This window comes from Larkinella terrae (assembly GCF_009668025.1).
Lineage (GTDB): Bacteria > Bacteroidota > Bacteroidia > Cytophagales > Spirosomataceae > Larkinella > Larkinella terrae.
This window is the reverse complement of record NZ_WJXZ01000014.1, coordinates 210404-228814: the sequence shown is the minus strand read 5'-3', so window position 1 is coordinate 228814 and position 18411 is coordinate 210404. Positions and strand designations below refer to the sequence as shown.

General features: G+C 53.2%; 15 protein-coding genes. 3 read left to right on the top strand and 12 right to left on the bottom strand.

Annotated features, from left to right (window positions below; translation table 11 throughout):
• Positions 1–2 precede the first annotated feature (2 nt).
• The 6 genes from GJJ30_RS23005 to GJJ30_RS22985 form a co-directional block, all read right to left on the bottom strand.
• On the bottom strand, positions 3–455 hold the full coding sequence (locus tag GJJ30_RS23005) for a DinB family protein (RefSeq protein ID WP_154177547.1): 453 nt from the start codon (positions 453–455) through the stop codon (positions 3–5).
• Between the two features lie 69 nt (positions 456–524).
• On the bottom strand, positions 525–3521 hold the full coding sequence (locus tag GJJ30_RS23000; RefSeq protein ID WP_154177546.1) for a serine hydrolase domain-containing protein: 2997 nt from the start codon (positions 3519–3521) through the stop codon (positions 525–527).
• Between the two features lie 135 nt (positions 3522–3656).
• Positions 3657–3827 carry a hypothetical protein gene (locus GJJ30_RS32080; RefSeq protein ID WP_170299262.1) on the bottom strand — a complete coding sequence of 57 codons (171 nt, stop codon included), beginning with the start codon at positions 3825–3827 and terminating at the stop codon, positions 3657–3659.
• A gap of 147 nt (positions 3828–3974) precedes the next feature.
• Entirely contained in the window at positions 3975–4274 is a 300-nt protein-coding gene (locus tag GJJ30_RS22995; RefSeq protein WP_154177545.1) for a PIN domain-containing protein, read from the bottom strand.
• 21 nt (positions 4275–4295) lie between these two features.
• Entirely contained in the window at positions 4296–4562 is a 267-nt protein-coding gene (locus GJJ30_RS22990; protein WP_154177544.1) for a hypothetical protein, read from the bottom strand.
• Between the two features lie 27 nt (positions 4563–4589).
• On the bottom strand, positions 4590–5825 hold the full coding sequence (locus GJJ30_RS22985; RefSeq protein WP_154177543.1) for a nucleoside recognition domain-containing protein: 1236 nt from the start codon (positions 5823–5825) through the stop codon (positions 4590–4592).
• A gap of 174 nt (positions 5826–5999) precedes the next feature.
• On the opposite strand from GJJ30_RS22985, the gene GJJ30_RS22980 reads away from it, so the two are divergent.
• Entirely contained in the window at positions 6000–6665 is a 666-nt protein-coding gene (locus GJJ30_RS22980) for a M15 family metallopeptidase (protein WP_154177542.1), read from the top strand.
• Between the two features lie 3 nt (positions 6666–6668).
• Here the strand turns inward: GJJ30_RS22980 and GJJ30_RS22975 are convergent, their stop codons facing one another.
• The 3 genes from GJJ30_RS22975 to GJJ30_RS22965 form a co-directional block, all read right to left on the bottom strand.
• Positions 6669–7199 (bottom strand): 3'-5' exonuclease, encoded by a 531-nt coding sequence (locus GJJ30_RS22975; protein ID WP_154177541.1) that lies wholly within the window; start codon positions 7197–7199, stop codon positions 6669–6671.
• Between the two features lie 111 nt (positions 7200–7310).
• Positions 7311–7892, bottom strand: coding sequence for a porin family protein (locus tag GJJ30_RS22970; RefSeq protein WP_154177540.1), 582 nt, complete (start codon positions 7890–7892; stop codon positions 7311–7313).
• A 197-nt stretch (positions 7893–8089) separates the two neighbouring features.
• Positions 8090–8647, bottom strand: coding sequence for a YqgE/AlgH family protein (locus GJJ30_RS22965; RefSeq protein ID WP_154177539.1), 558 nt, complete (start codon positions 8645–8647; stop codon positions 8090–8092).
• A 209-nt stretch (positions 8648–8856) separates the two neighbouring features.
• On the opposite strand from GJJ30_RS22965, the gene GJJ30_RS22960 reads away from it, so the two are divergent.
• Entirely contained in the window at positions 8857–10146 is a 1290-nt protein-coding gene (locus GJJ30_RS22960; RefSeq protein WP_154177538.1) for a DUF5690 family protein, read from the top strand.
• A 94-nt stretch (positions 10147–10240) separates the two neighbouring features.
• Here GJJ30_RS22960 and pyk read toward each other — a convergent pair whose 3' ends face one another.
• From pyk to GJJ30_RS22945, 3 genes are all read right to left on the bottom strand, one after another.
• Positions 10241–11680, bottom strand: coding sequence for a pyruvate kinase (gene pyk / locus GJJ30_RS22955; RefSeq protein ID WP_154177537.1), 1440 nt, complete (start codon positions 11678–11680; stop codon positions 10241–10243).
• Between the two features lie 144 nt (positions 11681–11824).
• On the bottom strand, positions 11825–13357 hold the full coding sequence (gene treA / locus GJJ30_RS22950) for an alpha,alpha-trehalase TreA (protein WP_154177536.1): 1533 nt from the start codon (positions 13355–13357) through the stop codon (positions 11825–11827).
• A gap of 87 nt (positions 13358–13444) precedes the next feature.
• Entirely contained in the window at positions 13445–15418 is a 1974-nt protein-coding gene (locus tag GJJ30_RS22945) for a sialate O-acetylesterase (RefSeq protein ID WP_205880602.1), read from the bottom strand.
• Positions 15419–15684: 266 nt separating this feature from the next.
• Between GJJ30_RS22945 and GJJ30_RS22940 the strand changes: the two genes are divergently transcribed.
• Entirely contained in the window at positions 15685–18351 is a 2667-nt protein-coding gene (locus tag GJJ30_RS22940) for a PQQ-dependent sugar dehydrogenase (RefSeq protein ID WP_154177535.1), read from the top strand.
• The last annotated feature ends 60 nt before the right edge of the window (positions 18352–18411 follow it).

Sequence of the window (18411 nt, the reverse complement as noted above, 5' to 3'; positions counted from 1 at the left end):
CATCACATTCGCGCCCAGAAAATAAAGTCGGTTTTCGGTGCTTCGGTTAGTTGCGGACGAATCAATTGAACGATCTGGCCCCGGTGGTAAGCCGCGTGGTGACTCAGGTGCAGTAAAATATCCGTCAGCGGACTTTCAAAGGGTTCACCCACGGAGTTTTTGTAGGCAATCAACTGAACCAGGCTTTCCTCGGATTCGCCTTCCAGAAAGGTTTTTAACCGCCGAAAATTCCGGTCGGAGGTTTCGCCCATCCACGCAATCGGAATGTCCTCCCAGATGGCTACATAACTGATTTCACCCGTCAACCGCGACATCCAGACCTGCTGCGCCGACAGGACATGGCCCATCAGCTCAACGGCCCGGTGGGGCGGGTTGGCAACGCTGCCCAACGCATCAATGACCGCCCGGTTGGCCCATTGCTCGTAGTCGACCAGGCGCAGCAGGTAATTTTTCATCAGTCCAAAAGTTAGAGTTCCAGTTGCACTTCCGCTTTCCCAAAACCGCCCAACGGATACCGACCGGTTTTACGGCGTCGCCAGAATGGTGGACACATTCGACGTTGGTCCCCGCAAAATGGCCTGATACAAGGCGTCGGCGACGTTGGTCCGGATGTTCAGCGTAATGAGTTTGTTATGGCTGCGACTCGGGTAAACCCGGTTCGACATAAACACGTACGAGATATTATACTGCGGATCGACCCAGATGAACGTTCCCGTAAAACCGGAATGCCCGAAACTCTGCGGACTGGCATTTTTTGGCGCATTACCCGAATATTTGAACGTCGGTTTGTCGAAACCGATGCCGCGCCGACTGCCTTTTTCGGGGAATTGGTACCGCGTAAATTCCGTCATCGTCTGTGGGCTAATAAACTGTTTTCCACCGTAATAGCCCTTTTGCAAATACATCTGCGCCAGTTTCAGCAGGTCGTTGGAAGTTCCAAACAAACCGGCATGCCCCGACAGCCCGCCGAGCATAGCGGCACCTTCGTCGTGGACGCGGCCCCACACCAGCGTCTTCCGAAAAACCGAGTCGTACTCCGTCGGCACGATGCGCGGCAACGGGTAAAACCGCATCGGATTGAAGGTCAGCGTCGTAGCGCCCAGCGGTTCGTAGATATTCTTCTTCAGGTAATCCTCAAATTTCTCATCAGTCATTTTTTCCACGATCTGTGGGTACAGAATAAACGACAAATCGCTGTACACGTAGTCTTTTTTGGCGCTCACCGGCGAATCCCGGATCGTTTCAAAAATGGTTTTCCTGTATTTTTTATGCATGAAGAGATGGTCCGTAATCTCCACTTTGTACGGCCCGTGTTTCTCTTCGCTGAACGTTTTATCCTTCCAGGTTCCATCGGGATTTTTGGTGTCCATCCAGAACGCAATCGATGCTTTCAAACCGGCCTGGTGCGTCAGCACATCGCGCCAGACCAGATCGGCCTTGTTGGAGTTTTTGAACGACGGCAGGTAATCTGCCATCGTTTTGTTCAAATCGAATTTGCCTTCGTCGACCAGCCGCATCAGCGCCGGGACCGAAGTGCTGACTTTCGTGACGGATGCCAGATCGAACAAATCATCCTCCTTCGTCGGCGTCAAGCCTTCGTAGGTATGCGTGCCGTAAGCTTTCCGGAAAATCACCTTGCCGTCTTTCGCCATCTCGACCACGCCCCCCGGCGTTGCCTTCTGTTCCAGCGCCACCTGCATCAGCGAATCGACTTTTGCCGTCAGGAAATACGAATCGACGCCCACTTCTTCCGGAATCGTGTATTTCAGCCGACTGATCGAAGAGGTAGCAATTCCGTCGTTCAGTTTGTACTGCTCGTTTACCGTCACGGGTAGTTTGCCTTTCGCCGGAATCGCGCCAAAAATCAGTTGAGCGGAAAGTTCTTCCGTAAACGAAGTCAACTGATACGCCATGATCAGACCCCGCGTTTTGTCCAGCCCTTCGAGCTTGTTCAGGGCGTACGGATTGCCAAAAACCGACACCACGGCTTTACCGGTTTCGCACAATTCTTTCAGCAAAGCGACAGTTTTGGGCGTAACGCCGTATTGCACCGCCGGACGAATGTTGCTCAAATGCACACCGACCAGCAACACATCGTAGTCTTTCAGTTCGTTCCGAATCCGCTCAATCGTCGTATCCGCCGTCGTGGCCGCGATGTTGAACGATTTCACCGCCGTGTAATTGGCGAGCATTTTCTGGAACGACGTTTCCTGAGCCGCATCCAGCGAAATCGACGCAATTCGTTTGGTGCTCAGGTTCAGCAGCGGAATCAGCGGTTCGCCGGACGGTTCCTTTTCATTTTTCAAAACCGTCAGGGCTTCTTCCGTCAGCAGACGATTGATCAGGTTCGATTCCGGTTCGTTCAAATCCCGAACGAGGTTCATCAGGTCAACCGGCTTATAGCGATCCAGGCCCGCCCAGGCTTTGGCCGCCAGCACCTTACGGCAACGGGCGTCGATGTCGGCCTGCAAAAGCCGTCCGTCGGCGATGGCCTGTTTTACCTCCGCAATGGCCCGCGGAATATCGAGCGTGTATTCGAGCACATCCATGCCCGCTTCCAGGCCCATGCGATCGGCAATTCCGGAAGGAAAATACTTCGTGACGCCTTGCATGTTCATGGCGTCGGAATAAATCAGTCCTCCGAAACCCAGTTCATTTTTCAGCAAATCCGTGACCACTTTGCGCGAAAGCGTGCTTGGTAGGTTGGGCGTCGGATCCAGCGCCGGAATGTTCAGGTGGGCAATCATCACGCCCGCAGCCCCCGCATCGATCAGTTTCCGGAATGGATACAGTTCCAGTTGGTCCAGTTGCTCGCGGTTTTTCGAGATCAGCGGTAAATCAAAGTGCGAGTCCGTTCCGGTATCTCCGTGGCCGGGAAAGTGCTTCAGCGAAGTCAGCAAACCATTGTCCTGCATGCCTTTCATGTACGCCAGCGCCTTGCGGGCCACGGCCTCCTTGTCTTCGCCGAACGAACGGAAGTTAATAACCGGGTTGTTGGGATTGTTGTTGACGTCGGCCACCGGGGCAAAATTGACATGAATCCCCAGCCGACGGCTTTGGCGGGCCACCGACACGCCCATTTTATAGATCAGGTCGTCGCGACCCTGAATGGCGCCCATCGTCATCTGGTACGGAAACCGCACCGTGCTGTCGAGCCGCATGCCCAGCCCCCATTCGCCGTCGAGCGCCACGAGCATCGGCACTTTGGCGACGGTTTGCAGCCGGTTGATCAGCCGCGCCTGCCGGATGGGTCCGCCCTGAAAGAAGACAATGCCCCCGATCTGGTAGGTCTTCACCAGCGTCATCAGCGAATCTTCGTAGGATTTGGTCCGGTTTGAAAAACCGGCCACCATGATGAGTTGCGAAATCCGCTGGTCGGGCGTCATGGCGTTAAACACCGAATCGACCCAGCGCGGGTTGGCTTTCAAAAACGAAGGAACGGTCTGGGAATGAACCGTTTGAGCAAAAAATAACACAGACAGAGTGCAAGCCAGCAATCGCTGACGGACAGACAACGGCATAAGCAACAGATTCGTTAGTTACACAAAGTAACAAAAAGAGGGGCTAATCTGCTCAAAAACCGGGTTCAAATCCATTATAAGGATTGTTCGTTCCGCCGGATCGCACACATCAGCGGCTGATACACTCCTTCTTTGCTACTTTTTCCGGTTTTTAGCCGCCTGCGCTTTTTCGCGTTGTTCCTTCTCGTAGGCTTCGCGGTGGCGTTTTTCGGCCGACAGGTTGCGGTAAAGACCGTTCAGGACGTAAATGTCGTCCACCTCGTCGATCAGCCGGTGCAGGTGTTCACGTATTTGGTCGATGTTCATAAAAAGCACGAATCAGCCTATTGACTGAATAATTCATCCAATAAAATAACATTTGCGAATCCTCTGGCGCGAAGCCCATCGACCAAAAGCTTATCCCGGGTAAGCAACGGAAAGTTCATTTCGAGAGATAGCGCTACATAATTCAGATCATTTAAATCGACATAAATGATAGGCCTGATAAAAGTGTTGATCGGAAATGAGCAGATTTGGAACAACTGTCAAGTTTTGAAAGATGGCTAAGGCATAATTTCTAAACTCTGCCAAAACCATTTTACTCTTTTGCCGAATCACTTCCTGATGCAGTTGGATTTCTTCGTAAAGGAAATCCGGAACATATACCGTGTTCGTCTTGAAGAAAGTAAGATAGTCGTCCTTACCACTAATCAAACAGCTAAACAGAATATTGGCATCAATTACAAAACTGGCTCCGGAAGGTGGATTAATCATAAGCTTATGCTCCAGATAACCTTATTCAAAGGCTTCTGGAGGAAGTTTATCCTTGATCTTGTATTTATACGTTTCCCACGCTTTTGCCCTTGCTTCCCTGGCAATTTCATCGTAATCCAGCCCGGCTTCATCTAAAGCAGTTTTTAGACGCAAAGCTGCCAAACGCAGCTTTTCCCATTCAAGTTGTTTCTGAAACTGTTCCTGAATGGCCTTGATGCCGTAAGCCTGAATGATTTCTTCGCTTACTTCTATTGGAATCGTTACCATAGTACCACCTTCTTTTTCCAAAGATAACAAATTCTCAGCGGCTTTTGCTCAGTGAAAAAAGAAGTACCCCAGCGCAATGCCGGCGACGACACCCGCCAGATCGGCGATCAGACCGGCCACGATGGCGTAGCGGGTTTTCTTGATGCCCACGGAGCCAAAATAGAGCGCAACGATGTAAAACGTGGTGTCGGCGGCTCCCTGAAAAATGCAGGACAAGCGGCCCACGAACGAATCCGGGCCAAACTCCTTCATCGCGTCGATCATCAGCGCCCGCGACGCGCTACCGCTCAGGGGCCGCATGAGGGCTACCGGCAGCGCATCTGTAAAATCGGTATTGATACCCATCAGACCGATCACGTATTTCATGCCATCGACAACATACGCCATAGCGCCGGAGTTTCGCAACGCACTGATAGCCACCAGCATTCCGACCAGATACGGAATAATGCGAACCGATGTTTCAAAACCGCCTTTCGCGCCTTCGATAAACGTATCGAAAATGTCGACTTTCTTCCGCATTGCACCCAGCAGAAACGCGACGATGATCACGAACAAGGTCACGTTGCCGACCACCTTGGAGATTTGCTCGATTTCTTCCTTCGGCAGCGACGATAAATACCACAGCGCAAACGCCAGAAAAGCCGTTACTCCGCCCAACCAACCCATTACCAGCCCATTAAACAGGTTGATCCGTTGCCGGAGGGCCACAATGAACATGCTGAAAACGGTGGCCACATACGTTCCAATCAGGCAGGGAATGAAAATGTCGGAAGGGTCCTGAGCGCCCAGAATAGCCCGCTGCGCCATAATGCTCAGCGGAATGATCGTCAGGCCCGAGGTGTGCAGCACCAGAAACATGATCTGGGCATTCGAGGCCGTATCTTTCTGCGGATTCAGCTCCTGCAAACTCTGCATGGCTTTCAGGCCAAAGGGCGTGGCCGCGTTGTCGAGACCAAGCATGTTGGCCGAAAAATTCATGATCATCTGGCCGTTGGCCGGATGGTTTTTCGGAACTTCCGGGAAAAGTTTGTTGAAAAACGGGCCAATGATCCGGGCCAGGAAATTGATCGCACCGGCTTTTTCGCCGATGTTCAGCAAGCCCAGAAAGAACGTCATCACGCCCGCCAGCGGCAGGGCAATGTCCATCACTGCGGTTTTGGAGGAATCGAACAAGCCTTCAACGATGGTCTTGAAGATTTCGGTATCGCCCAGAAAAATCAGTTTAAAGAGCGCAATTAGAAAGGCAATCAGAAAAAAAGCTACCCAGATGTAGTTAAGGGCCATGTTATGGGGACACGTTATTCGTAGCAAAATAGGTGGTTTTTCGTTATTTCGCAACGTATTAAAGCCTCTCCGCTCAACTCTGCTTGTCTTCGCCTGGCTCTGCGAAATAGTTTTTAGAGTTATATCGCAGAGTTAAGCAGAGAAAAAAGGAGTTCAGCGGAGTGTTTATCATTCATGAGATATAGTTTTTTTTTATTGCTTCATTTATCCTGTCAACTCTTTGCGCAGGGCAAGCTCGAGCGGGCCATGATCCGGCAGGGATTGGTGGATATTCAGACGGTTGACCGCACCATTCTGGTGGACCTGAAGTATTCGACCACGGATAATTTTGTCGGGAAAGACGTCTACGACGACCTGACGCGGGCGTACCTGCAACCGATGGCGGCAAAAAAACTGGCGAAAGCGAGCGGTTTTCTCCAGCAGAAAAATCCGGATTTCCGTTTGCTGGTTTACGACGCCACCCGCCCCCGCTCGGCGCAGTGGGACTTGTGGAAAACCCTGAGCCACCTGCCTGTCAATGAGCGCGGGAAGTACGTTTCCAACCCGCGCAACGGCTCGGTGCATAACTACGGTTGCGCCGTCGACCTGACCATCGCGACGAAGGCCGGAAAACCGCTTGATATGGGCACGAAATTCGATTACTTCGGCGAGCTGGCGTATCCTGAAAAAGAGGATCAATTGCTGAAACAGGGAAAGCTAACCCGAAAACAGGTCGAAAACCGGCGGCTTTTGCGCTCGGTTATGCAAAAAGCCGGTTTTTCGTCGCTCAAGACCGAGTGGTGGCATTTCAACGCACTGTCGCGGGCCGAGGCCAGAAAGGCTTACAAAATTGTGGAATAAAATTTAAACGCTCACCCGCCGGGACTTGATCAGTCCGTGCTGGTCGTTCGTCAGCAACAGTTCAAACAGTTTGACGGTGGCGGCGGCGTCGCCATCGGCGCGGTGACGGTTTTTGACCGGTATTTCGAGGGAGCGACACAACTTGCCGAGGCTGTACGAGGGCAGGCCCGGAAAAATCCGGCGGCTGAGTTGCACCGTGCAGAGCCGGTGACGCTCAAACGGCAGGCCGATCCAGGAAAATTCTTTTTTCAGAAAACCGTAGTCGAAAGGGGCATTGTGGGCGACAAAAACCGCTCCTTTCGTGACGCGGTCGATTTCGTGGGCAACATCTTCAAAATCCGGAGCCGACTGCACCATCTCGTCCGAAATACCGGTCATGCGGGCAATAAACGGCGGAATGGGGCAATGGGGATTGAGCAACGAGTGAAAACGATCGACCACCTCGACGCCGTCGAATCGGAAAATAGCCACCTCTGTCAGACGGGTTTGTCCACCGATTCCCCCCGTCGTTTCTACGTCAACAATTGAAAACATCGTTCTGCAAGATACACTTTTTTCCAGTTCAGTACGGTTTTCAGACTTGTAAGTATGGAAAAATGGCTACGGCAAACCCGGTGCCGATAACAGCCGGATCGAGCGGATTCGCTACTTCTTCTTGTAGAAATTATACACGATTGAGACCTGATACGTGCGGTTGTAATACTTTACGATGGAATTGTCGGAGATATTGTTCAAGCCGTAAATGTACCGCAGGTTCAGGCTGAATTTCTCGGCCATATCCAGAAAGTCGTAGTGAATGCCAACGGCAATTCCGGTATCCGAGCGTTGCCCCGGTCCGTTTGTTTTGGGCGTATTAAGGGCGTAACTGAACTCGGGCCCGGCCTGAATGGCGATGCCTTCGGTGGGAATCCAGCCCAGCATTACCGGCACCGACAGGTAATTATAATTATTGCGGATGATCTGCGAATTGACGCCCAGGCGTTTGAACGTTCCTCCTTTCAATGAATACAACAGTTCCGGCTGCACGACAAAACTCTTGTAACGCAGACGATAAACACCGCCCAAATGAAATGACGTGTGAAAACGCGAAATATATGGCGTAACGCCTTCCTGAGCGGTCGTGGCCGAATTGGCACCGATTTTAAGACCAAACACCCCCTGAAGCTGAGCAAACGAAGAAAATGAAGCGAACGATAACGCGAATAGTATAAGTAGTCTGACTTTCATTTATACAGTTTTTGGGAAATAAACGGATCGGTCCCTCTTCCTGACGATGAACCGGCAGACAAATAACGGGAGAAATTCAGTTATCTTACGGCAAGAGCCCGAAGTTTCGGGGCATTTTCACAAAAATTAAGAGAAATGACGATTGACCATTGACGATCGACGATGGTCATTCGTCAATGGTCAATCGTCATTCCAAATCAATTCAACCGCGGGTCAACCGGGTAATGCGAAAGCACCCGGTACTGGCCGCCCATCTGGCGCAGGATGCCCCGCCAGAACTGGTCGGAGGGAGTATCAAAAATGAAGTTCGAGTTGGCCTGCGTTACAATCCAGGCGTTTTGGGCCATTTCGTCGGCCAGTTGCCCACCCGACCAGCCGGAGTAGCCGACAAAAAACCGCACGTCGGTTTCTTTGACGGCTCCGGCATTGATCAGTTGCCGGAGCCGGTCGAAATTTCCGCTCCAGTAGAGGCCGTTGGGCAGTTCGATCGATTCTTCCAGCGCGTGACCCAGCCGGTGAATGTAATGCAGGGTATTTTGCTGAACCGGTCCGCCGACATACAGCGAATAGTCGTGGTACATCTCATCGGTCAGCACATCGTTCAGCTTCACTTGCGCTAACTGGTTCAGCACCAGGCCAAAGGTTCCGTCCTCATTATGGTCGCACACCAGCACGACACTTCGTTCAAAATTGGGATCGCCCAGAAACGGTTCAGCGATCAGCAGACATCCATTGGTGATCGTATGTGCGCTCATATCGGTTGTATTCGGGTTGTGGCAAATGTGAATGTAAGAATATATACGAAAGAGTCAGCCAGTTCGGTATGCGGTTTTTATTATTTCCATAACACAATCTTAATACCAGAATTCACTTTTTGATGGGAAGCAGGGCGAATTTTGATTTTTAGGCCCGGGCGCGTCGTCTATTGCCAAATCATGTGTAATTTGTGATCAAACGAATCGGAATGTCGAGCAAATCCATTTTACGTAATCCGGTCATCTTTGTCATTTTTGGGGCGGTTGCGGCCTTTTGCACGTATGCCTGCATGTACGCGTTCCGGAAAGGAATCACGGCGGTGGTTTTTGAGGGCATGAGCTACGCCGGAATCAACTACAAAATCTGGCTCATCACGGCGCAGGTGCTCGGTTATGCGGTTTCCAAGCGGATTGGCGTGAAAGTGGTATCGGAAATGAAACCGGCCCAACGGGCCCTGAACGTCCTGCTTTTCATCGGTTTGGCCGAACTCGCCCTGCTGGGTTTTGCGCTCACGCCCCCACCCTACAACATCGTTTTTCTGTTCCTGAACGGCCTGCCGCTGGGCATGGTCTACGGCATTATGCTCGGCTTTCTGGAAGGTCGGCGGCAAACCGATGCGCTGGTTGCGGGCCTGACGGCGTCGTTCATTTTTGCATCAGGTTTTGTCAAAACCGTCGCGCTGACGATCCGCAGCGCCTGGGGAATTTCGGAATTCTGGCTGCCGTTTGTCACCGGTTTGCTGTTTGTCGTTCCGCTGCTGATTTCGGTCTGGATGATGACGCTCCTGCCACCGCCTTCGCCCGAAGATCAGGCCCTCCGAACCGAACGCCGACCCATGAACCAGACCGAACGGCAGCAGTTTCTGCAGACTTTTTCCGTCGGCCTCACGACGCTCATCGTCTCCTACGTGCTGCTGTCGGCCTTCCGCGATTTCCGCGATAATTTTGCCCCCGAAATTCTTTCGGCGGTGGGCATCACCAACCCGGCGGTTTTTACGCAAACGGAAACCACCGTTGCCCTTGGGATTCTGGTGGTGATGGGTATGCTGCAACTGGTGAAAGACAATTTTCTGGCTTTCCGGCTTATCAACATCGTGATGCTCCTGGCCGCCGTGCTGATCGGGCTCAGCACCTGGCTTTTTCAGCGGGGAATCCTGTCGCCGGGGACCTGGTTTACGCTCGTCGGATTGGGTCTGTACGGGGCTTACGTGCCGTGTAACGGGCTGTATTTCGAGCGATTGGTAGCTTCGTTCCGGTACGTCAGCACGGTCGGATTTATCGTCACGCTGGCAGATTATTACGGGTACATGGGCAGCGTGGCGGTTACGCTCTACAAAAACTTCGGCCAGCCCAACATCAGCTTCCTCGACTTCTTCGTGTACTCAGCGTACATCATTTCCGTCGTGTATGGCGTACTGATTCTCGTTTCTTTCGGTTATTTCCAGCGGAAGTATAAAGAAGTTAGTTCGCAAAGTTTAGCTAATGTTTCGCAGAGTTAAGCAGAGAAAAAAAGGAGTTGAGCGGAGATTCGTAATACCTCTCTGCTCAACTCCCTTTTACTCAGCTTAACTCTGCGAAATAACTCAAGCACTCTTACTCCACCACGCTCAACTTCACCGTATTCGTTTTCAGGTTTTCCATCAACGGCATGCTGAGTGTGTTGATGAAAATATCCCCCGATGACAGCACACCGCGTTTCACCAGCAGGTCCTTGATTTCGGAAACCGTTTCATCGACCGTGTTCGCCGGATTCGGCTCGTACGGCATCACCTGAACGCCCCAATACAGCGCCAGCGTGTTCATCATCGTCTTGTTCGATGAGAACACGTACAAACCCGCTTTCGGACGGTGGTGCGACAACCGGAAGGCCGTATAACCCGAGGTGGTAATGCCAATGATTGCCTTTGCTTTGGTGTCGCGGGCCAGACGGCACGCACTCATCACCACGTTGTCGTTCAGGACATTCTTGCCCGGTTGTTCATTGACGAACGCGTGGTAGCGGTAGTAGATTTTATCGCTCAGTTCTTCAACTTTCAGAATGGTATTGGTCATGTTCTCGACCGCCAGAATCGGGTATTTCCCCGAGGCCGTCTCGGCGCTGAGCATCACGGCATCAGCCCCGTCCAGCACAGAGTTGGCAATGTCGTTGACTTCGGCGCGGGTTGGGCGGGGCGAGTCGATCATGCTTTCAAGCATCTGCGTGGCCACGATCACCGGTTTGGCCGCTTTGTTCGCTTTCTCCACGATCATTTTCTGAATCATCGGAACTTCTTCGGCGGGCAGTTCAACCCCCAAATCGCCACGCGCCACCATCACGCCATCGGTAGCCGCAACGATTTCGTCGATGTTCAGAATGGCTTCCGGTTTTTCAAGCTTTGCAATCACGCGGCACGATTTGCCCCGCGCCCGAATGTATTCCTTGATTTCCAGGATCTCCGACGCCTGCCGCACAAACGACAGCGCAATCCAGTCGACTTCGTTTTCCAGACCAAAATCCAGGTCTTCAAAATCTTTCTCGGTTACCGAAGGCATCGAAACCTTCGTATTCGGCAGGTTCACGCCTTTTTTCGATTTCAGCGGTCCGCCGTATACCACTTCCGTGATGACGTCGGTGCCGTCCGTACCGATTACTTTTACTTCCAGTTTACCATCATCCAGCAGGATTCGCTCGCCGTTCCGAACGTCGCGGAACATGCCCTTGTAGGGTGTGCTGACGCGTTCGGCGGTTCCAATGATATCCTCATTGGTAAATACCAGCTTATTACCGGGGTAAATCATGACGCCATTTTCGTCCTCCACTTTACCGATCCGAATTTTAGGACCCTGCAAATCCTGCAGAATGGCGAGGTTAAAACCGTATTCTTCGTTGATTTCCCGAATGTTCCGGATGCGGGCCAGGTGATCTTCGTGGGAACCGTGGGAAAAATTCAGCCGGAAAACATTCACACCGGCGCGGGCCAAAGCCAGCAGTTTTTCTTTGGTGTCGGACGCCGGGCCGACCGTGGCAACAATCTTGGTTTTTTTCAATGACATAGAATTTGACAGAAGTCAGTGACCATACAGGTGCAAAATAAGCAACCCTTTCCGACAATCCAGCAAATTTTCTGTAAAGGTTGTGTAATGACGGACAAAAAAATGAACCGTTTTGGGAAATAAACCGCCGGTCTACCCTGAAATTCACCCGGTTTTGTCCCGCATCAATTGCAAATAAACGCCGTTGGTCCAGCCAAAACCGTCCTGATTGGGATAGTTTCCCCCGCCCGTCGTCAGCGTATCGTCTTCTACGTTGTATTTCTCCATCAGCTTGCCGGTGCCCCGAAAAACGCGGTCGTTGAGCGCCAGCCAGCGATCCCGGCCCTCAGCGGCCGTTTCCGAAAAACCGTAGTTCATCAGCCCTTTATACACAATCCACTGCAACGGCGCCCAGCCGTTGGGCGCGTCCCACTGCTGCCCCGACCGGACCAGGGTCGTCACCCAGCCGCCGGGTTTCAGAAAGTCCTCGCACAGCCGGTCGTGGACCTGTTTCGCCTGATCGGACGTTGCCAAACCAAAAAACAGCGGAAAAGCAGCCGCCAGCGTCAGGGCCGTCGTTTGCCGGTTGGTCATCAGATCGTAATCCAGGTAAAAACCCCGGTGTTCGTTCCAGAAGATCCGTTCGATGGCGGTTTTGCGGGTTTCGGCCAGCTGCGTAAACCGCTCCGATTCCGCCGGATCTCCTTGCTGCCGGTAAGCGTTCGCCAGCGTCTGTTCGAGTGAATACAGCAGGCAATTCAGATCGACCGGCAGAATCGTGGCCGCGCTGGTGGTGGCCAGCGACTGACCGTCGTTAAACCACCGGCTGCTGAAATCCCAGCCCGATTCGCAGGCCGCCCGCATGTGCCCATACAGCGTTTTTGACTCAATTCCGAGCGCGTTGGCCACTTCCGTCAATTCAACTTCTTTCAGGTAGGCTTCCGGCCGGGGGCGGGGAGTCGCGTCGAAATACCGGTTTAGCACCGAGCCGCCCTCTAGCCGAACCACGCGCTTTTCCATCGGATGGTCGGCGGTCAGTTGGTCGGTTCCCATCATCCAGAACGTGTATTCCTGCTGCAGATGCGGCAAATAGCGCGTCAGAACGTCCGGGCCATCCAGCTCGGCCAGCAGTTGAACCATCAGCGCAAAAAACGGCGGTTGTGAGCGGCTGAGGAAATACGTGCGGTTTCCGTTGGGGATAAAACCGTAGGTATCAATCAGGTACGCAAAATTATCGACCATGTTCCGGATCAGATTGACCCGACCGGCCTGTTTCAGACCCAGCAGGGTGAAGTAGCTGTCCCAGTAAAAAATCTCACGAAACCGCCCGCCCGGCACCACATACGGATACGGCAACGGCAGCCGCGAGCTACCTTCCACCGGCAAATCCGGTGAACGCGTCAGTACATCCCAAAGCTGATCGATGTGGGTTGTGGTCGAGACGGTCACATCGCTGGAATAACCGGACGCGGGCGAATCGGGCAGGGTAAAGTGCTGATCGACAAACGCCTTCAGGTAAAAATTCGGTTTATTTTTTTGGGATTCATACAACGCCAGAATGGCTTCCGGCGCCATCAGCGGAACGCAATCGACGAAGGTTTTGGAGTCCGGAAAAATGCGACTCAACTGCACTTCAAGAAAAAAATCGCCGAATAATTCATCCGGGGCGAGGGCCGTCTGATACGCTGGTGGGGGCATTGAAACGTTTTTTATTTTTATTAACTCCGGAACGGCGGTTTGAGTTTATCCGGTTTTCAGCGGTGAAAAAATCCGATCGGTTTACGATCAGGGCCGAATGGTGTAGGGGCTGGTGGTAAACGGCGAAGCTGGCAGGCCTTCCCGGTTATACAAATTGGCTCCGTCCGGATTATCGGCCCAAGCGTAGCGCACCTCCACCGGATTTGGCACCTGATCGCTCCAAACGATCACCTGATTGCCCTTGATTTTGGCGTTTGCCCAGACAAACCGGTGGTCGGCGCCCGCAATGGCGAAATGCGTCAGTTCACCCCCGCCTTTAGCCACCAGACCGCTACCAATGTTGGAGAACGTAAGGCTGATTTTAGAACCTTTTCGCTTCATGGATTGGTAAACCGGACCGGAAAATACCACGGTTTTATCGCCATAGGCTAGGTGTTCGGCGGCCAGCGCAAGCCGTTTGCCGACGGTTTCCTTGTTCAGCGGATGAATGTCGTTCCACTCGCCCACATCCGTCGCAACCACCATAGCGGTATTCGGAACGGACAGCGTTTTTCGTTGCGCATTCCGCAATTCGGCCCACTGGCTTTCGGAAGGCTGACTTTTAACCGGCAGATAGTTAGCCAGTTGAACAAACAAAAACGGAAACTGACCCTGCCGCCAGTGATTTCGCCAATCAGCGATCAGCGCCGGAAACGACCGTTGGTATTCGCCCGCATTTTCCGTGTTGGCTTCGCCCTGGTACCAGATAACGCCTTTGATCGTGCAGTTCAGCAGGGGTGCAATTAGGGCGTTGAACAGCCCTTCCGGTTTGTACTGAAAGAAAGTTGTGCCGGGCATTGGCCCCGAAACCGCCCCGACCTGATACTGCCAGCTTCCCTTGAGGTCGATGGTTTGCCCGCCAGCCACCAGTTGATACGGTTTGTCGGGAATAAAACCGCCCTTTCCGGCCGTGTTGATCACCCGAACGACCAGCGTATTTTTGCCGGTTTTCAGCAGATTGGCGGGCAGTTCATAGCGCCGGGGCGGATACTGGTAGCCGATCGAACCCGCAAAAATTCCGTTGATAAACACCGAATCGCTATCGACAATCCGGCCCAGAAAAAGCTTGGCGGGTTGGTTCGTCATTTCGGCCGGAACCTCGATTTCTTTCCGAAACCAGACCACGCCGTTGCCCTTGGGAACGCCCGCATCTTCCCAAAAACCGGGCAGTTGCATCGTCGGCCACCGGGATGCGTCGTAGGTTGGATCGGTCCAGTTTGTCTCGCCCTGCCAGCCTTTATCCTGTCGGTGCAACTGAGCATTCCATTCGCGGACGGCTTTTTGTTCGCTTTTCTGAATTCGGGTTACATAACTGCTGTCTTTTAGCTTTTCGACGGTGGCCAGATGGGCCGGAAAAGCTTTCAGGGCCTCGACGCTCAACCAGGCTTCGGCCGGAGAACCACCCACGCTGGCGTTGATCAGGCCAATCGGAACGTGGTATTTCTCGTAGAGATCACGGGCGAAAAAATACCCGACCGCCGAAAACCGCAGCACGTTCCGGGGTGTGGCGGCTTCCCAACGGCCCGGCGGCACGTCATCCATTGGGCCCTGAAAGTTGTAGCGAGTCGGCAGAAAAAAATGCCGGATCGCCGGATTTTGGGCCTGCGCAATTTCGTTCGGATATCGCTCCTTGACCCGTTCCATCGGCAACACCATGTTCGACTGCCCCGAGCAAACCCAGACATCGCCAATCATCACATCGTTGACGGTCAGCTGATTACTCCCCTGAACGGTAAGTTGATAAGGCCCTCCGGCTTTCATAGCGGGCAGTGTGAGCTTCCATTTGCCGTCGGGACCGGTTTTGGCTTTACCGGTTTTTCCGTTTAGCGTAATTTCGACAGTTTCGTCCGCGCTGGCCCAACCCCAGACGTTGATGGGTATATCGCGTTGCAAAACCATTCCGTCGCTGATCAGACGCGGAAGCCGAACCTGACCAAAAACTGCCGGACTACTCATCACCAGCAGCCAGACAAACCAAATTCGGAGGGCAGAAACGCGTAGGATAATGAACCCGGTTTTCATAAATTCCCTTGGGGAAGACGAGCGATCAGTTAGTGGTTTAACAGCAACCCACCCCGGCAATATCGGAAGTTTTCTGACTAAAAAAGCCGCCTGTTCCCAACAACGGGCAAAAAATAATCGTATGCCACGCGTTTCGAACACGCTCCGAAAAAACCGGTCCGTTGGCCGGTAAGCGCCCCGCCCGACCATTTTTATTTATCCCGAAAGTAGACTTACTTCGTGTTCGATTATTCGCGACCCTGAAAAGGCTTTTACTACCAAAAACCATGTTGAAGATTTCCTTAAGTCTGGTGTATGTTTTCCTGATCCTGATTGCCCTGATCGGGCGGCTGGGCACGTCAGAAACACAGATTAAAAGCACTGATTTCCAAACCACTACGGGCCAGCCTAAACCCAGAACCCAGCCCCAGCCCAGTGGGCCGGATGACATTGTGCTGACCAACTTTGCCGGCCCCGATCTGACCCCCAGCCCGGCCTGTCTGGCCGTAGCACCAACGGGCGAGGTTTTCGTGGGCGTGGACATGATCGGATCGCTGGGCAAAACGCCGGGCAAAGGGTACGTGATCAAACTGGTCGACAGCAACAACGACGGCAAAGTCGACCAGCACACGAAATACGCGATGGTCGATAATCCGCGCGGCATCATCGCCAACGGCGATCAGCTTTTCGTGCTGCACACGACGTTTTCGGCCGAAACCGGTAAAGCCAGCGGCATGGATCTGGTGGTTTTCGAGGATAAGAACCAGGATGGCGTGGCCGATGGTCCGTCAAAACCGCTCATTCAAAACATCAGTTCACCGAAATTTCTGCAAAGCCGGGGTACCGACCACGCCACCAACGGCATTCGGATGGGCATCGACGGCTGGATTTACATCGCCGTCGGCGATTTTGGGTTCCACGATGCCGTGGACCGTTCCGGTAAAAAAATGACGCAACTCGGTGGAGGCATCGTGCGCGTTCGGCCGGACGGCACCGAAATGGAAGTGTACACCCACGGGATGCGGAACATTTACGACGTTGCCATTGACCCGCTCATGAACACCTTCACGCGGGATAACACCAACGACGGCGGGGGCTGGAACATCCGGTTCAGCCACCAGATTCAGTCGGGCGAGTACGGTTATCCGGTTCTGTTCAAGGGGTTTACGGACGAAATCATTCCCGCGCTGGTCGATGTCGGCGGGGGTTCCGGTACGGGTTCGCTCTTCCTGGACGATCCGACCTGGCCGGACAAATACAACCATGTTCCAATGATGGCCGACTGGGGCCGCAGCCAGTTGTATATTCACCGCGTAACGCCGGACGGTCCGAGTTATACGCAGAAGGAAGAAGAATTTATCAAACTGCCCCAGATTACCGACGTGGACGTCGATGCGTCGGGCCGGATGTATCTGGCGGCCTGGGACGGTGCGGGTTATTCGGGAAACCCGGCCAAAGGGTTCGTGGAGCGGGCCGTACCCGTCAACTGGAAATACAAGGCGTTTGAGAACGTTAAAAAAGCCTCTGTCAACCAGTTAGCAAACTTGCTGAAATCCGGTAGCGCCGTGGCCCGTCTGGCGGCCCAGCAGGAATTACTGACCCGCCCGGCCAAAAATGCCGCTCCTGCCGCGTGGAAAATTGCCGCTGATAAAAGCCTGCCGCTGTCTGCCCGCGTGGCTGGCATGTACACATACGCGCAGATTGCGGGTGAAGAAGGCATTCCGAATCTGGTGAAACTGACGTCGGAGAACGAGTTCCGGGAATACGCCCTGCGCGCCCTCGCCGATCGGAAACCGTACCTCAAAACCGTTCCCATCGAGCCCTTTTTGCAGGGACTGAAAGATCCGTCGGAGCGCGTGCGGCTGGCAGCCACCATCGGTTTAGGCCGTCTGGGCCGGATTGAAGCCGCCCCGGCCCTGTTGCAGGTGAAAGTTCCGGCTTCGTTTGTGGCCCCGGCCAAAGGCACGGAAGGCCCGCATGCGACGCCCAATGCGGCCCTGGTTCCGGCACACATTGCGGTTCGGACGCTGGTGAGTCTGAACGCGGTCGATGCGTGCGTAAACGCCATCGGCACCGAAAATTCGACGATTGCGCTCTGGGCGTTGCGGTATATGCACGACCCAAAAGCCGTCAACGGATTGATTGCGGCTTACCAGAAATCCAAGGACGAAAGCCTGAAAAAACAGATTTTGATTACGTTGTCGCGGCTGTATAAAAAGGAAGCGGATTACGACGGTTCGTGGTGGTGGAGTACGCGCCCCGATACACACGGCCCTTACTATAAGGGAGTTACATGGGAATCATCGCCAACAATCAAGGATTTCCTGACGCAGGAATGGTCGAAAGCCGACGAAACCGGCAAGCCGTTTTACGCGGATCTGAACGGTCGTCACCGGATGGAAATCACCGAATTTGGCGGAGAAGAAGTCGTGGCGGCAAAGGAAGAAACCAAAGTCGATCTTGAAAAAATCAGAAACCAGAAGGGTCAGGTCGGCAAAGCGTCGATTGAGGACGTGATGCTGGCGATGGCGAAAATACCGGGCGATCCGGCCCTGGGCAAAACGCTGTTTACGCAGCAAGGCTGCATTGCCTGCCACAGTCTGAGCCGCAGCGAAACCATGAAAGGGCCGTTTATGGGACAAATCGGATCAATCATGAACCGGGAACAGATTGCCGAATCGATTCTGAAACCCAACGCGTCGATTTCGCAGGGCTTTGCGACGGTACAGATTACGGCCAAAGGAAATAAAACCTACATGGGCTTTGTAACGGAAGAAAGCTCGAACCGCCTGGTCCTGCGGGATATTACCGGCCAGGTTTATACCATCAAAGCCAGCGATATTGTTTCCCGGAAAGAACTGGAAACCTCGATGATGCCGACCGGTTTGGCCAACGCCCTGTCCTACGAAGAATTTGCCTCGCTGATCACGTTCCTGTCGCAGCAGAAAAAGTAAATGCTGGTGTATGGTAGCCGAATTCAATGTTTTGCCCCCAACTCCCTTCAGGGGCAAAAC

What these genes read in the sequence shown, in the direction of transcription:
- GJJ30_RS22975 (WP_154177541.1), bottom strand. Translation starts at nt 7,199, where the DNA reads ATGTTTTCAATTGTTGACGTAGAAACGACGGGGGGAATCGGTGGACAA.
- pyk (WP_154177537.1), bottom strand. Translation starts at nt 11,680, where the DNA reads ATGTCATTGAAAAAAACCAAGATTGTTGCCACGGTCGGCCCGGCGTCC.
- GJJ30_RS22970 (WP_154177540.1), bottom strand. Translation starts at nt 7,892, where the DNA reads ATGAAAGTCAGACTACTTATACTATTCGCGTTATCGTTCGCTTCATTT.
- GJJ30_RS23000 (WP_154177546.1), bottom strand. Translation starts at nt 3,521, where the DNA reads ATGCCGTTGTCTGTCCGTCAGCGATTGCTGGCTTGCACTCTGTCTGTG.
- GJJ30_RS32080 (WP_170299262.1), bottom strand. Translation starts at nt 3,827, where the DNA reads ATGAACATCGACCAAATACGTGAACACCTGCACCGGCTGATCGACGAG.
- GJJ30_RS22945 (WP_205880602.1), bottom strand. Translation starts at nt 15,418, where the DNA reads ATGAAAACCGGGTTCATTATCCTACGCGTTTCTGCCCTCCGAATTTGG.
- GJJ30_RS23005 (WP_154177547.1), bottom strand. Translation starts at nt 455, where the DNA reads ATGAAAAATTACCTGCTGCGCCTGGTCGACTACGAGCAATGGGCCAAC.
- treA (WP_154177536.1), bottom strand. Translation starts at nt 13,357, where the DNA reads ATGCCCCCACCAGCGTATCAGACGGCCCTCGCCCCGGATGAATTATTC.
- GJJ30_RS22980 (WP_154177542.1), top strand. Translation starts at nt 6,000, where the DNA reads ATGAGATATAGTTTTTTTTTATTGCTTCATTTATCCTGTCAACTCTTT.
- GJJ30_RS22985 (WP_154177543.1), bottom strand. Translation starts at nt 5,825, where the DNA reads ATGGCCCTTAACTACATCTGGGTAGCTTTTTTTCTGATTGCCTTTCTA.
- GJJ30_RS22965 (WP_154177539.1), bottom strand. Translation starts at nt 8,647, where the DNA reads ATGAGCGCACATACGATCACCAATGGATGTCTGCTGATCGCTGAACCG.
- GJJ30_RS22995 (WP_154177545.1), bottom strand. Translation starts at nt 4,274, where the DNA reads ATGATTAATCCACCTTCCGGAGCCAGTTTTGTAATTGATGCCAATATT.
- GJJ30_RS22940 (WP_154177535.1), top strand. Translation starts at nt 15,685, where the DNA reads ATGTTGAAGATTTCCTTAAGTCTGGTGTATGTTTTCCTGATCCTGATT.
- GJJ30_RS22960 (WP_154177538.1), top strand. Translation starts at nt 8,857, where the DNA reads ATGTCGAGCAAATCCATTTTACGTAATCCGGTCATCTTTGTCATTTTT.